Raw genomic sequence first — 14,300 nt, forward strand, 5'->3', positions numbered from 1 at the left:
GCACGCCCGCTCCCACAGGCTCACCACAGGGCTGAATATTGTGGAATACCTGTGGGAGCGGGCATGCCCGCGAAGAGGCCGGCAAAGGCTAGAAACTACCCCACCATCGGCACATGCCTCGGGTGGCTGCTGACCCGCTCCAGCCAGGCCCTCACTGCCGGGTAATCGGCCAGGTCGAACCCACCCTGGTGCGCCACGTGGGTATAGGCATACAACGCCACGTCGGCAATCGAGTACTGGTCACCAACCAGGTACGGCGTCATCTGCAGCTGCCGCTCCATCACCTTCAGCGCCTTGTACCCACCCTTGTGCAGCTTGCGATACTCGTCCAGGCGCTCGTCCGGCAACCCCAGGTAGAACTGGATGAAGCGCGCCACGGCAATGTATGGCTCATGGCTGTACTGCTCGAAGAACTGCCACTGCAACACCTGGGTACGCAGGCGCGGCTCGGTAGGCAGGAACTCGCTGCCATCGGCCAGGAAGTTGAGAATGGCATTGGACTCCCACAGGTAGCTGCCGTCCTCCAGCTCCAGCACCGGCACCTTGCCGTTGGGGTTCATCGCCAGGAACTCGGCTGTTTCGGTCTCGCCCTTGAGGATGTCCACCGGGTGCCATTCATACGGCCGGTCCAGCAGCTTCAACATCAGCTTGACCTTGTAGCAGTTGCCCGACTGGTAGTCGCCATAGACCTTGTACATCGCCCTTCCACTCCCAAGCAGTTCTGCATTTTCGCCCAATAGTTGGCGACTGTACGGCTAAAAGCAATGGCCGCTGTATGGCAAGGATCAACCTTGCTCGCTGTAGTCTGAAAAAACTGCTTACACCTTTACAAGGATTTTGTTCATGACCAATGCCACTTCCATACGCCTGCGGCCCCTGGCAGACAGCTCCCCATCGGCGGTGGTCGCCGGCTTTATCGCCATGCTCACCGGCTATACCAGCTCGCTGGTGCTGATGTTCCAGGCCGGCCAGGCAGCCGGGCTGACCAGCGCGCAGATTTCGTCATGGATCTGGGCGTTGTCGATCGGCATGGCGGTATGCAGCATCGGTCTGTCGCTACGTTACCGCACGCCGATCACCGTAGCCTGGTCCACCCCCGGTGCCGCCTTGCTGATCACCAGCCTGGGCGGGGTCAGCTATGGCGAGGCGATCGGCGCCTACATTACCTGCGCCGTGCTGGTGCTGATCTGCGGCCTGACCGGCAGCTTCGAGCGCCTGGTCAAGCGCATCCCGGCCTCGCTGGCCTCGGCGCTGCTGGCGGGCATCCTGTTCAAGATCGGCAGTGAAATCTTCGTCGCCGCCCAGCACCGCACCTTGCTGGTACTGGGCATGTTCTTCAGCTACCTGCTGGTCAAGCGCCTGTCGCCGCGTTACTGCGTGCTGGCCGCGCTGCTGGTGGGCACGGCGCTGTCCGGTGCCTTGGGCCTGCTGGACTTCAGCAGCTTCCGCCTGGAAGTGGCCACGCCAGTGTGGACCACGCCAAGCTTCTCGCTGGCGGCGACCATCAGCATTGGCATTCCGCTGTTCGTGGTGGCGATGACCTCGCAGAACATGCCGGGTGTGGCCGTGCTGCGCGCGGACGGCTACCAGGTGCCGGCCTCACCACTGATCTCGGCCACCGGCTTTGCCTCGCTGCTGCTGGCACCGTTTGGCTCGCACGGGGTCAACCTGGCAGCGATCAGCGCGGCAATCTGCACCGGGCCGCATGCCCATGAAGACCCGGCCAAGCGTTATACCGCGGCAGTGTGGTGCGGGATTTTCTACGGCATTGCCGGGGTGTTCGGCGCGACCTTGGCGGCGCTGTTTGCGGCATTGCCGAAAGAGCTGGTGCTGTCGATTGCGGCGCTGGCGCTGTTCGGCTCGATCATGAACGGGCTGACCGTGGCCATGAGCGAAGCGCGTGAGCGGGAGGCGGCGTTGATCACCTTCATGGTCACGGCGTCGGGGCTGACCTTGTTCTCGATCGGCTCGGCGTTCTGGGGGATTGTGGCGGGGGTGTTGACCTTGATGATCCTCAATCCGCGCAGGGCCTGAAGGTATTTGTTGCCTGTACCGGCCTCTTCGCGGGTAAACCCGCTCCCACAGGGATCACACAATATTCAGCCTTGTGGTATTCCTGTGGGAGCGGGTTTACCCGCGAAGAGGCCGGTACAGGCAACACAACGCCCAGGCCCAGATCACAACCTGAAATGCCCCACCATCCCCTTCAGGTCAGTCCCCAACTGCGCCAACTCGATACTCGACCGGGCATTGTCCTGCATCGCCAACGCCGCCTGATCGGCACTGCCGCGGATGTGCGTCACGCTGCGGCTGATCTCTTCCGCCACCGAGCTCTGCTGCTCGGCCGCCGCGGCAATCTGCTGGTTCATCTGCTGGATCAATGACACCGCCGCCGCAATGCTGCCCAGCGCGCTTTCGGTCTGCAGCGCATCGGCTACCGCCAGGCGCACCAGCTCGGTACTGCCGCGAATCTGCGCCACCGACTGCTGGGCATTACCGCGCAGGCTGGCCACCAAGGTCTCGATCTGCTCGGTAGACTGCCGGGTACGCCGCGCCAACGCGCGCACCTCATCAGCTACCACGGCAAAGCCACGCCCTTGCTCACCGGCCCGGGCCGCTTCGATAGCGGCATTCAGCGCCAGCAGGTTGGTCTGTTCGGCCACACTCTTGATCACTTCCAGCACGTCGCCAATGGTGTGGATCTCGGCACTGAGGCTGTCGATACCGGCGCTGGCCGTCTCCGCCGCAGCCGCCAGTTGCTCGATGCGCTGCATGCTCTGGCGCACCACCTGCTGCCCGGAATCCACCTTCTCATCCGCAGCCTGGGCCGCCAGCGCCGCCTCTTCGGCATTGCGCGCCACATCGTGCACGGTGGCGGTCATCTGTTGCATGGCAGTCGCCACCTGTTCGGTCTCTTCCTTCTGGCTGCCCACCTCGCGGTTGGTCTGCTCGGTCACCGCCGATAGCGCCTGTGCATTACCGGCCAGTTGCTCGATGCCCTGCTGCAAACCGCTGACAATGCCCGACAAGCCCGCCGCCATCTGCTGCATGGCCTGCATCAGCTGCCCTACTTCGTCACGGCGTGGCGCCTGGGCGTCAAAGCTCAGCTCGCCAGCGGCAATGCGCTGGGCGCGGGCAATCACATGCTTGAGCGGCCCGACCACGGCGCGGGTGATCAGCCAGGCGGCCAGCACGCCCACCAGCAGCGCCAATGTCGTGGCCAGGCCGATGGCCACGGCATTGCGTTTCAGTTCACCCTGCAGGGCCTGCTCCTGCCCCAGGTAAGCCTGGTCGACCCGCCCGGTGACTTGCTCGGCACTGGCCTGCAACTGCGCCTTCAGCCCCTGCTCGCGGGCCAGTTGGTCAGTGTATTCGTTAAGTTTTTCCGAGAAACTGCCAATGTGCCCCGCTACCTCGCCCAGCACACTCTGGTAGCCGGCATCGCTGACGGCGCCCTGCAACTGGCTGACCAGGCTGGCGGCCTCGATGGTCTGGGCAATGCGTTCCTGGCTGACGCCCTCTTCGCCCTTGCGGCTTTTTTCCAGGCGTACCCGCGCTTCATCCATGGCCTGCAACATCAGCCGCGACACCTGCGCCACCTGCGCGGCCTGCTCGAGAAACGCGCCGCCCTGCTGGCCCTGGGACTGCTTGAGGGTGTACACGCCATCATCGGCCAGGCCGGCCTGCAACACATCGAGGTTGTTGGCCACGCTGGACACCGACCAGCTGGCCATGTCCAGCGCCAGCTCCTTGGCCTGCACCGCCTCGACAAAGGCCTCGAACGCCTGGCCATAGGCTGCCAGGTCGGCTTCCGCTGCCGCCAGCGCCGGCAGACCACGGGCGCGCTCGGCCAGACCCTGCAGGCCGCTGCGCAAGGCCTCGGCCTGCTGCATGTCGGAGCGCAGGGCAAAGGCCTGCTCGTGCTGGCGCAAGCGCAGCAGGTCGGTATTGAACTGGGCCAGCTGGCGCAGGCTGTCGAAGCGCTGGCCAACGCTGTGCAGCGCAGCAATGCCAATGGCCGCCACCGCCAGGGTCAGCACCAGCACCAGGGCAAAGCCCAGGCCGAGTTTGCGGGCCATGCCCAGGTTGGCCAGCACACCGTGCTTGCTCGCGCCCATGCCGATTCCCCTTCTGCGTGCGAGGTTATCCCGAAGGCCAAGGGTGGCAACGTTGCCAGCCGATGAACAAGGGCCTGACGTCAGAATAGTGTCAAATAGCTATGAGCGTGTCGTTATCAGCTTGGCAGAGGTCGCCCTGCGTGCTGAAGGAAGGCCTGGGCGCGGGAGTCCTGCCCGTAGGCGACATTGATACGCAGCCAGGCACTGGCCGCGCCCTGGTAATCGAAGGCACTGCCGGGGGTGAGCAGCACCTCGTGCTGCAGGGCCAAGCACTCCAGGCTGGCGAAATCCCGACCCGGCATGCGGGCCCAGACGAACATGCCACCGTAAGGCTCGCAGAACACCTGCCAGCCCGCCTGTTCCAGCTGGCCGAGCAGCTTGGCCATATGCTGCCCCAGGCGCACGCGCAGACGCTGCACGCTCTTGCGGTAGCTGCCGTTGGCCAGCATCTGCCCCACCACCTGCTCGGCAAAGCGCGAGGTGCCAATGCCGCTGACCATCTTCAACTCGGCCAGGCGCGCCAGCAACGCCGGGTCGGCAACCAGGTAGCCGACCCGCAGCGAGCTGCTGAGGGTTTTCGAGAAGCTGCCCATGTAGATCACCCGCTGTTCACTGTCGAGAGTTGCCAGGCGGGTGGCCGGGCCCTCCTGGAAGTCGGCGTAGATATCGTCCTCGATGATGCGCAGGTCGTGCTCGCGGGCCAGCTCCAGCAGGCGGTAGGCCACCTTGGGCGTCAGGCTGGTGCCGGTGGGGTTGTGGTACAGGCTGTTGATGAACAGGCAGCGCGGCCTGTGCGCGGCCAGCAGGGCTTCGAGGGTGGCCAGGTCCGGGCCTTCGGCGGTACGCGGCACCGGCAGCATGTGCACCTGGTGCTGGCGCAGCAGGTTGTACAGGTTGTAGTAGCCGGGGTTTTCCACCAGCACCGTGTCGCCCGGGCGCAGCAGGGTGCGCACCAGCAGGTCGAGGCCGTGGCTGGCGCCGTGGGTGGTGAGGATTCGTTCGGGGCCGGCGGCGATGCCCAGCTGCGCCAGGCGCTTGTGCAGCTGCTGGCGCAGGCTGGCCAGGCCCAGGGGTGGGCAATAGTCGAACAGGTCCTGCGGGTTGCCGCGACTGACCTGGCGCACTGCCTGGGCCAGTTCGGTGGCGGCGCGCCAACTGCTGGGCAACCAGCCGCAGCCCAGCTTGAGCAATTCGTCGTGGCCCTCGCGAAACTGCCGCCAGCTGCCGTCGCCGGCCTCGCCCCAGGGTTGGGCGTCTTCCACGGCCAGGCCGGGTTTGCGCTCGGCGACGAAAAAGCCGGTGCCGTGGCGGGCCTCCAGCCAGCCGCTGGCGACCAGGCGGTCGTAGGCTTCGATCACACATGACGCACTGACCGCCTGGCTGCGAGCCAAAGCCCGGATCGAGGGCAGGCGCGCGCCGGGGCGCAGGCGTTGCTGGTCGATCCAGGTTTGCAGGTGGTCGGTGAGTTGCTGCACCAGCGGGGTGGTGCTGGTGCGGTCGAGGGGCAAGTGCATGGGGTAAGTGTTTGCTTGTTTTGAGCGAACAGTTAAGCATAAAAGGGTTGGCGGTGTGTCTGGTGAGGGGAATGGGCTGACATCAGAGTTGGCAGGGCCGGCCCTTTCGCGGGCACGCCCGCTCCTACAGGTTTTGCGCAATCCCTGTGGGAGCGGGCGTGCCCGCGAAGAGGCCGGAACAGCCACCAGTAAACCAGGACCCCTATCCATGCCCTCCGACCCGGCCCGCCTGGCCTTCGCCCTCTGCCTGATCACCCTGGCCGTCAACCTGCAGGCCCCGCTGTACATCACCTACGCCGACCTCTCCGGCCAGGGCGCCGCTGCCACCGCAGTGGCCTTCTCCGGCTACGTGCTCGGCGTACTACCCGTGCTGCTGGCTCTGGGCGGGCTGGCCGACCGGGTTGGGCGCCGGCCATTGGTGCTGGCCGCACTGGCCTTGTCGATGGTTGCCACCGTACTGATGCTGCTGGCCCCCAGCCTGCAAACCCTCGGCCTGGCGCGCCTGTTCCTCGGCCTGGCTACCGGCCTGGCCTCGGCCACAGCCACCGCCTACATGGGTGAACTGATGGGCGGCGCGGACAACACCCGCGCCGCCAACTGGGTTACCGCCAGTACCTCCCTGGGCTTTGGCCTGGGCGCGGCACTGACCAGCCTGTTCCTGCTGCGCGGCGCCAGCCTGACCCCAGGCAGCTTCCACCTGCAACTGCTGCTGGCAGCGCTGGCCATGCTGGTGGTATGGCGCCTGCCCGACCCACGCCCGGCACAACGCCCCCCCATGCTGCGCCTGCCCTGCTACCCGCGTGGCAGTGTGGCCTATGGCATGGCCATTTTGCTGGCGTGGGCCTGCGTGGGGCTGGTGATCGCCCTGCTGCCCGGCATCCTGCGCCAGCATGGGCTTAGCACCTGGTCAGGGTTCTCGACCTTTTGCGTGATCAGCTGCGGCTTGTTGTTCCAGCCGATGGCGCGGCGCCTCAGCAGCCGTACGGCCACGCTGCTGGGGCTGGTAATACTGCCGTGCAGCTATGCCGTGCTGGCCTGGGGGGCGGACAGCGGCCAGCTGGGCGCGGTATTGCTGGGTGCCGTGGCGGCCAGCAGTGCGTGCTACGGGTTTATCTACCTGGGCGGGCTGGCGGCGGTGAGCCAGTTGGCTGGCAACGAGAAGACACGGGCCAGTGCCGGGTTCTTTTTGCTGGCGTACCTGGGGTTCAGCCTGCCGGTGATCTTTACCGGGTTGCTGAGTGACCGGCTGGGGTCGCGGTTGGCCTTGCTGGTGTTTGGTGGGGTGCTGGTGCTGGGGTGTGTGGTGGTTGGGCTGGCATTGTGGCGGTCTGCCAGGGCCCCTTCGCGGGTAGACCCGCTCCCACAGGGGTATCACCAGCCCTGAGGCCAGCGGGCTACCTGTGGGAGCGGGTTTACCCGCGAAGAAGGCCACACCGATATCGGCTCAGATCGCCGTAGCCCCACCATCCACCGTCAGGCAATGTCCGGTGGTAAACGCCGCACCGTCGCTGCACAGGTACAGCACGGCGCTGGCAATCTCCTCGACCTTGCCAATGCGCCCCACCGGGTGCATGGCGGCGGCAAACTCGGCCTTGCGCGGGTCAGCCTGGTAGGCGCGGCGGAACATGTCGGTGTCGATCACCGCCGGGCACACCGCATTCACACGAATGCCCTTCTTGGCGTACTCGATGGCCGCCGACTTGGTCAGGCCGATCACCGCGTGCTTGGAGGCGCTGTAGATGCTCATCTTCGGCGCCGCCCCCAAGCCCGCCACCGAAGCGGTATTGACGATGGCCCCTCCGCCCTGGGCCAGCAGCAACGGCAGCTGGTACTTCATGCACAGCCACACCCCCTTCACGTTAACGCCCATGATGGCATCGAACTCCGCCTCGCTACCCTCGGCCAGGCGGCCTTGCTCTATCTCGATACCCGCGTTGTTGTAGGCATAGTCCAACCGGCCATAGGCGGCAATCAGGCGCTCGTGCAGCTGGCGCACATCGGCGTCGCGGGTGACGTCACAGGCAATGAACAGCGCCTCGCCGCCCGCCGCATGGATCAAGGCCACAGTGGCCTCGCCACCGGTCGGGTCGAGGTCGGCCACCACCACCCTCAGGCCCTCCTGGGCGAAAGCCAGGGCGGTTGCCCGGCCGATGCCGGCGGCACCGCCGGTGACCAGGGCTACCTGGCCGGAAAAGGTCATGCTCATCGCGTGCTCCAAAGCGTGATTGGTGGGGTTCAGAGCATAGTCAGCCACCAAGCGGCCAGGCAGCATCATCACCCCACCGGTTGGGCTACCATGCTTGTCAGTGATGTTAAGGACCTGCCTACATCAACAGGGTAGATTTAACGCATCCCCCTCCACTGCCCACAAGGACCCGCCATGACCCACACCAACCGCCGCTTCCTGCTCGCCAAACGCCCGGTCGGCGCCGTACGCCGTGACGACTTCAGCTTCGAGACCGTGCCCGCCGAACAACCCGGCGAAGGCCAGGTGCTAGTGCGCAACCTGTACCTGTCGCTGGACCCGGCCATGCGCGGCTGGATGAACGAAGGCAAGTCCTACATCCCACCCGTGGCCCTGGGCCAGGTGATGCGCGCGCTGGGCGTCGGCGAAGTGATTGCCTCCAACCACCCCTCCTACAAGCCGGGCGACCATGTTAGCGGCGCCCTTGGCGTGCAGGACTACTTCACGGGCGAAGCCCAGGGCCTGCACAAGATCGACCCCAGCCTGGCGCCCCTGCCCCGCTACCTGTCGGCGCTGGGCATGACTGGCATGACCGCCTACTTCGCCCTGCTGGACGTCGGCCAGCCCAAGGCCGGTGATACCGTGGTCATTTCCGGCGCGGCCGGCGCGGTGGGCAGCATTGTCGGGCAAATTGCCAAGATCAAAGGCTGCCGCGTGGTCGGTATAGCCGGCGGTGCCGAGAAGTGCCAGTACCTGAAGGACGAACTGGGCTTTGACGGGGTGATCGACTACAAGGCCGAAGACGTGCTGGCCGGCCTGAAGCGCGAATGCCCCAAAGGCGTGGACGTGTACTTCGACAACGTCGGCGGCGACATCCTCGATGCCGTGCTGACCCGCATCAACTTCAAGGCACGCATCGTGATTTGCGGCGCAATCAGCCAGTACAACAACAAGGAAGCGGTGAAAGGCCCGGCCAACTACCTGTCGCTGCTGGTGAACCGTGCGCGCATGGAAGGCTTTGTGGTGATGGATTACGCCAAGGACTATGGCAAGGCCGCGCTGGAAATTGCCGGGTGGCTGGCCAGCGGGCAGGTGAAGAGCAAGGAGGATGTGGTGGAAGGGCTGGAGACCTTCCCCGAAACCTTGCTGAAGCTGTTCAGTGGGGAGAATTTTGGCAAGTTGGTGCTCAAGGTTTGATTGCGGATTACGTTTGGGCGTCCAGGTGCATGCCTTGGGTTTTGCAGTGCCTGTGAGATCGAGCGCCGCGCAGGCGGCGCTCGATCGTCCGTGAGAAAGATCCGGGGGGTTGCTCCTCGTCACGCACTGGATTTTCACCATGAAAAAGTACACCCCCTCCCCCATCCTAACCGCAGGCCTGGAAACCTTCCTCGAAGCCGGCAACCCCACCCTGGACCTACTCCGCGTACAACCCGGCATACCGATCGATGATGCCTAAGAGCACGTGTCAGTCCTGCTGGGCTACATCAAGCACCTCGTGCGCGAAGGCGACATGGAAAATGACCATAAACTGCTGGGCTCCGCCGATTACCTGCTGGCCATGGCCAAGGCCCTGATGAACGACATCGAACTGGCCAAGAACAAACTGCACTGACAGGCCTTGTGGGAACAACCCAAAGTCCAAAAACTGACGCGCCCGCTCCCACAGGCCTTGCGCTGGCCCATGAGGTTTGCCTGTTTTGTGGGAGCCGGCTTGCCGGCAATCACCGCCGAAGGCGGTGCCATTCGCGGAGCAGCCAAACAAAAAAGGCCAGCACTCTCATGCTGGCCTTTTCGATAACGCAGGCTACTTACCCACGAATTTCCGCCACCACCGCAGCCAGCGCCTGCGCCGGGTCGGCGGCCTGGCTGATCGGGCGGCCGATCACCAGGTAATCCGAACCCGCATCCAGTGCCTGGCGCGGGGTGAGGATACGGCGCTGGTCATCCTGCGCACTGCCCGCCGGGCGAATGCCCGGGGTCACCAGTTGCAGCGACGGGTGCGCCGCCTTCAGTGCCTGGGCCTCCAGCGCCGAGCACACCAAACCGTCCATGCCAGCCTTCTGGGCCAGCGCCGCCAGGCGCAGCACCTGCTCTTGGGGGGCGACATCCAGGCCGATACCGGCCAGGTCTTCACGCTCCATGCTGGTCAGCACGGTCACACCAATCAGCAACGGCTGCGGGCCGCTGCGCTTGGCCAGCTCCTCGCGGCAAGCCGCCATCATGCGCAGGCCACCGGAGCAGTGCACGTTCACCATCCACACACCCATTTCGGCCGCAGCCCTCACCGCCATGGCAGTGGTGTTGGGGATGTCGTGGAACTTGAGGTCCAGGAACACTTCGAAGCCCTTGTCGCACAGGGTTTCGACAATGCCCGAAGCGCTGCTGGTGAACAGCTCCTTGCCAACCTTCACCCGGCACAGCGCAGGGTCAAGCTGGTCAGCCAGCTTCAGGGCGGCCTCACGGGTAGGGAAATCCAGGGCGACGATCAGGGGCGTCTGGCAGGCGGACATGGGCAGGGTCTCTTGGCAAGTCGAAAACGGCGCGCATTGTAAACGAAGTGGCGCAGGCTTTGGGGCCCGCGGGTCACGGAATTGGCCCAACAGTGGCTGGCTCCTATAATTGAACCTACGGAACGGGCAATTGCTCAACACTTGTACAAGCGCTGCCCATCACCAGCAAAGGAGAACGAAAATGCCCTGGTATGCCTGGCTGATACTCATCATAGCCCTCGGCTCAATCGTCGGCGGGCTGATGCTGCTGCGCGACACGGCAAAAAAACTGCCACTGACCGAAGAACAGCTGCGCAAGGTGCACGAACGCAATGCCGAGGCGGATGCCAAGGATGCGCAAGACCGCTAAAAGGTCAAAGTAAAGGGTTTAAGAGCCACCTTTTAAGGCAATATTTTGACGCACCGCAAAGTAAAAAATAACTTATTGTTTTATTAGGTATTTATTGGGGTGCTTTGCGCCCCTTGTCGAAGGGCTGCAAAGCAGCCCCAGGTTCCAGAAGGCAACCCCAAACCGACAGGCTCACCCTCCTCGCCCATTTACTCCACCATCACCTTGTCCCGGTTACGCTCCAGCAACGCATTGCCAATGCCCTTGATCTCCAGCAGTTCATCCACCGAAGCAAACGGCCCATTGGCCTCCCGGTAAGCCACGATGGCCTCGGCCTTGGCCTTCCCTATGCCGTTCAATTCCTTCTGCAACGTCAGCGCATCGGCGGTGTTCAGGTCCAGCCGCTGCGGCTGCTGGGCCTGCTGCTGGCTTACCACCGGCACCGGCTCGGGCACCGCCGTGGCGCTGGCCGGGGCGGCGCTAAGGGAAAAGGACAGGCTGGCGAACAGCGGCAGCAGCAGGTACGACAGAACGTTGTTACGCATGGTGAACACTCCTTGGGTTGGTCATTTTCCAGCAGCCGTTTTCCTTCGACTGCGCAATCAACCCTAGCGGTTCTGCCATTTTGCAAACAGGCACTTGACCCAGTTAATCGTTACCGGATCCGACATTAAAAAAAGCAACTTCGCTCACCCAAAAAGTAATGGCGTTACGCCATATTTCAGGTTAACTTCATGAAACAAAGGCGATGGCAAATCGCCGCCAGGTAAATTCCCGTTTAACCTAGGTTTCATTCAGACCAATCGCAGTTGTTTTTCCTACAAGCCTTGCCGGACAAGGCCCCCACCCGTTCGTCGCATGCCTCGGTCGAATTGACTTTATTGGCATGATGCCTGAATAACATCAAACAATCGTTTTTCCTGATGCAACTTCCGAAAATAGGATCCAATCGATCGATGAATATGGGCAAATTCTGACGATCAGGGGAAAAAAACGTGCCAGACGGGATGTCATATTGATGACGAAGTGATAAATTTGCGGTCATTGGACAACCGCTACGCTTGAAGGATCCGAGCCAAAATGAATTTTTCTTCACCGCCCTCCCCCCTCCTCGCTCGCTTTTGCGTGCGTAGCGCTACCCACGCCAGCCCCCCCGGCCGATTTGCGTAACACCCGCGTTTCGCACCCGTAGCACCTGATCCAACCGCCTTCACTCACACAAAGAAGACCGTCGCCGTGTCCCTCAAGACCCTCACTGTATTTGGCACCCGCCCAGAGGCCATCAAAATGGCCCCCCTGGCCCTCAACCTTGCCCAGGACGACCGTTTCGAGTCGCGCGTCTGCGTAACTGGCCAGCACCGCCAGATGCTCGACCAGGTACTGGAGCTGTTCGAGATCACGCCCGACTACGACTTGAACATCATGAAGCCCGGCCAGGACCTGACCGACGTGACCACTGCCATCCTGCAGGGTCTGAAGCCTGTGCTGGCCGAGTTCAAGCCTGACGTAGTGCTGGTGCACGGAGACACCGCGACAACCCTGGCTACCAGCCTGGCCGCCTACTACCAGCAGATTCCGATCGCCCACGTGGAAGCCGGCTTGCGCACTGGCAACCTGTATTCGCCATGGCCAGAAGAAGGCAACCGCCGCCTGACCGGCGCACTGGCCGCCCTGCACTTCGCGCCCACCTCCACTTCGCAGGACAACCTGCTGCGTGAAGGCATCGACGCCGCGACCATCCATACCACCGGCAACACCGTGATCGACGCGCTGCTGGAAGTGGTCCGCAAGCTGGAAAGCCCCGCGCTGAAAAGCCAGTTCGAAGGCCAGTTCAGCTTCCTGAACCCGGAGCGCCGCATGGTGCTGGTCACCGGCCATCGCCGCGAAAACTTTGGTGGCGGCTTCGAACGCATCTGCCAGGCGCTGGTACAAACCGCGCGCCAATTCCCTGACGTGGAGATCGTGTACCCGGTACACCTCAACCCGAACGTGCGCGAACCGGTCAACCGCCTGCTGGCCGACGTCAACAACATTCACCTGATCGAGCCGCTGGACTACCTGCCGTTCGTCTACCTGATGACCCGTTCCTACCTGATCCTGACCGACTCCGGCGGCATCCAGGAAGAAGCCCCTGCCCTGGGCAAACCGGTACTGGTCATGCGTGACACCACCGAGCGCCCGGAAGCCGTGGCCGCCGGCACCGTCAAACTGGTGGGTACCGATGTGGAATCGATCACTGAACACCTGGCGAAACTGCTCAACGATGATGCGACCTATCGCGAGATGAGCTTTGCCCACAACCCCTACGGCGATGGAAAAGCGTGCGCGCGAATCCTCGACGCACTTTCCAACTTCTCTCGTTCCAAGGAAGTAGCATGAGCTTCAACAAGATTTCCGTCGTAGGCCTGGGCTATATCGGCCTGCCAACCGCCGCCGTTTTCGCCGCCCGCAAGAAGCACGTGATCGGTATCGATGTAAACCAGCATGCAGTCGACACCATCAACCGTGGCGAAATCCACATCGTCGAACCTGAGCTGGACATGGTGGTACACGCTGCCGTAACCGAAGGCTTCCTGCGTGCCTCCACTGTTCCGGAAGCTGCCGACGCCTTCCTGATCGCCGTACCAACCCCGTTCATGGATGACCACCAGCCGGACCTGAGCTACATCGAGTCTGCCAGCAAGGCCATCGCGCCCGTTCTGAAGAAGGGTGACCTGGTCATCCTGGAATCCACCTCCCCGGTCGGCGCTACCGAGCAGATGGCCTTCTGGCTGGCCCAGGCCCGCCCGGACCTGAGCTTCCCGCAAACCCACGGCGAAGACTCCGACATCCGCGTTGCCCACTGCCCTGAGCGTGTACTGCCAGGCCACGTGCTGCGCGAGCTGGTGGAAAACGACCGCATCATCGGCGGCATGACCAACAAGTGCTCCGAAGCAGCCGTACGCCTGTACCGCACCTTCGTTGAAGGCGAGTGCATCGTCACCAACGCCCGCACCGCAGAAATGTGCAAGCTGACCGAAAACAGCTTCCGTGACGTGAACATTGCCTTCGCCAACGAACTGTCGATCATCTGCGACAAGCTGGACATCGATGTGTGGGAGCTGATTCGCCTGGCCAACCACCACCCGCGCGTCAACATCCTGCAGCCAGGCCCAGGCGTCGGCGGCCACTGCATCGCCGTCGACCCATGGTTCATCGTCAGCCAGACCCCAGAGCAGGCGCGCCTGATCCGCACCGCCCGGGTGGTCAACGACAGCAAGCCCGAGTGGGTGATCGACAAGGTCAAGATGGCCCTGGCCAACTTCCTGATCAAGAACCCGGGCAAGTCGGCCCAGCAAGTGAAAATTGCCTGCTACGGCCTGGCCTTCAAGGCCGATATCGACGACCTGCGCGAAAGCCCTGCCCTGAGCATTGCCGAGCGCCTGGGCAATGAGCTGGAAGCCACCCTGCAACTGGTCGAACCGAACATCGAAGCCTTGCCGCAGCGTCTGGCGCGCCACGAGCACGTGGCCTTCGACTACGCGCAGGATAGCGCCGACATCCACGTACTGCTGGTAAAGCACCGCGAATTCCGCGGCACCTTCAACGTACGTGAAGCAGCATTCGTGATCGACGCCGCTGGCGTTACCCAGGCTTGATGGATCA

Annotated in this window: 12 protein-coding genes and 2 pseudogenes; 7 read left to right on the plus strand and 7 right to left on the minus strand. The window is 63.4% G+C overall.

Annotated features, from left to right (window positions below; all coding sequences use genetic code 11):
* Positions 1 to 95 precede the first annotated feature (95 nt).
* Positions 96 to 698, minus strand: coding sequence for a glutathione S-transferase family protein (locus M2S36_RS17520; protein WP_233687183.1), 603 nt, complete (start codon positions 696 to 698; stop codon positions 96 to 98).
* Positions 699 to 843: 145 nt separating this feature from the next.
* On the opposite strand from M2S36_RS17520, the gene M2S36_RS17525 reads away from it, so the two are divergent.
* Positions 844 to 2,034: a benzoate/H(+) symporter BenE family transporter gene (locus tag M2S36_RS17525; RefSeq protein ID WP_207832321.1), complete on the plus strand. Its 1,191-nt coding sequence runs from the start codon at positions 844 to 846 to the stop codon at positions 2,032 to 2,034.
* A 143-nt stretch (positions 2,035 to 2,177) separates the two neighbouring features.
* On the opposite strand, the gene M2S36_RS25145 is transcribed toward M2S36_RS17525, so the two are convergent.
* The 3 genes and pseudogenes from M2S36_RS25145 to M2S36_RS17535 all read right to left on the minus strand — a co-directional run bounded on the left by M2S36_RS25145 (position 2,178) and on the right by M2S36_RS17535 (position 5,632).
* On the minus strand, positions 2,178 to 3,059 hold the full coding sequence (locus tag M2S36_RS25145) for a methyl-accepting chemotaxis protein (protein WP_442794078.1): 882 nt from the start codon (positions 3,057 to 3,059) through the stop codon (positions 2,178 to 2,180).
* A pseudogene (locus M2S36_RS25150) lies at positions 3,039 to 4,118 on the minus strand (HAMP domain-containing protein); the annotation flags it as partial. The gene M2S36_RS25145 and the pseudogene M2S36_RS25150, both read right to left, overlap by 21 nt.
* 116 nt (positions 4,119 to 4,234) lie before the next feature.
* Complete coding sequence (locus M2S36_RS17535) at positions 4,235 to 5,632, minus strand: aminotransferase-like domain-containing protein (protein ID WP_333957510.1); 1,398 nt, start codon at positions 5,630 to 5,632, stop codon at positions 4,235 to 4,237.
* Positions 5,633 to 5,840: 208 nt separating this feature from the next.
* Between M2S36_RS17535 and M2S36_RS17540 the strand changes: the two genes are divergently transcribed.
* Positions 5,841 to 7,016 carry an MFS transporter gene (locus tag M2S36_RS17540; protein WP_333957511.1) on the plus strand — a complete coding sequence of 392 codons (1,176 nt, stop codon included), beginning with the start codon at positions 5,841 to 5,843 and terminating at the stop codon, positions 7,014 to 7,016.
* Positions 7,017 to 7,076: 60 nt separating this feature from the next.
* On the opposite strand, the gene M2S36_RS17545 is transcribed toward M2S36_RS17540, so the two are convergent.
* Positions 7,077 to 7,838: an SDR family oxidoreductase gene (locus M2S36_RS17545; RefSeq protein ID WP_207832329.1), complete on the minus strand. Its 762-nt coding sequence runs from the start codon at positions 7,836 to 7,838 to the stop codon at positions 7,077 to 7,079.
* 174 nt (positions 7,839 to 8,012) lie between these two features.
* Here M2S36_RS17545 and M2S36_RS17550 point away from each other — a divergent pair, with 174 nt between their 5' ends.
* Together M2S36_RS17550 and M2S36_RS17555 are read left to right on the plus strand one after the other, a co-directional pair.
* Positions 8,013 to 9,014: an NADP-dependent oxidoreductase gene (locus M2S36_RS17550; protein ID WP_333957512.1), complete on the plus strand. Its 1,002-nt coding sequence runs from the start codon at positions 8,013 to 8,015 to the stop codon at positions 9,012 to 9,014.
* A gap of 139 nt (positions 9,015 to 9,153) precedes the next feature.
* Positions 9,154 to 9,429 (plus strand): annotated as a pseudogene (locus M2S36_RS17555) (DUF3077 domain-containing protein).
* A 196-nt stretch (positions 9,430 to 9,625) separates the two neighbouring features.
* Here M2S36_RS17555 and pyrF read toward each other — a convergent pair.
* Positions 9,626 to 10,327 carry an orotidine-5'-phosphate decarboxylase gene (gene pyrF / locus M2S36_RS17560; RefSeq protein WP_333957513.1) on the minus strand — a complete coding sequence of 234 codons (702 nt, stop codon included), beginning with the start codon at positions 10,325 to 10,327 and terminating at the stop codon, positions 9,626 to 9,628.
* A gap of 181 nt (positions 10,328 to 10,508) precedes the next feature.
* On the opposite strand from pyrF, the gene M2S36_RS17565 reads away from it, so the two are divergent.
* Positions 10,509 to 10,676, plus strand: coding sequence for a DUF2897 family protein (locus M2S36_RS17565; protein ID WP_010952850.1), 168 nt, complete (start codon positions 10,509 to 10,511; stop codon positions 10,674 to 10,676).
* Between the two features lie 188 nt (positions 10,677 to 10,864).
* Here the strand turns inward: M2S36_RS17565 and M2S36_RS17570 are convergent, their stop codons facing one another.
* Entirely contained in the window at positions 10,865 to 11,200 is a 336-nt protein-coding gene (locus M2S36_RS17570; protein ID WP_085590160.1) for a ComEA family DNA-binding protein, read from the minus strand.
* A gap of 691 nt (positions 11,201 to 11,891) precedes the next feature.
* On the opposite strand from M2S36_RS17570, the gene wecB reads away from it, so the two are divergent.
* Both wecB and wecC read left to right on the plus strand, forming a co-directional pair.
* Entirely contained in the window at positions 11,892 to 13,034 is a 1,143-nt protein-coding gene (gene wecB, locus M2S36_RS17575) for a non-hydrolyzing UDP-N-acetylglucosamine 2-epimerase (RefSeq protein WP_333957514.1), read from the plus strand.
* On the plus strand, positions 13,031 to 14,293 hold the full coding sequence (wecC, locus tag M2S36_RS17580; protein ID WP_333957515.1) for a UDP-N-acetyl-D-mannosamine dehydrogenase: 1,263 nt from the start codon (positions 13,031 to 13,033) through the stop codon (positions 14,291 to 14,293). Before wecB ends, wecC begins: the two co-directional genes overlap by 4 nt.
* Positions 14,294 to 14,300 lie beyond the last annotated feature (7 nt).

This window comes from Pseudomonas sp. SF2 (assembly GCF_036858055.1).
GTDB lineage: Bacteria > Pseudomonadota > Gammaproteobacteria > Pseudomonadales > Pseudomonadaceae > Aquipseudomonas.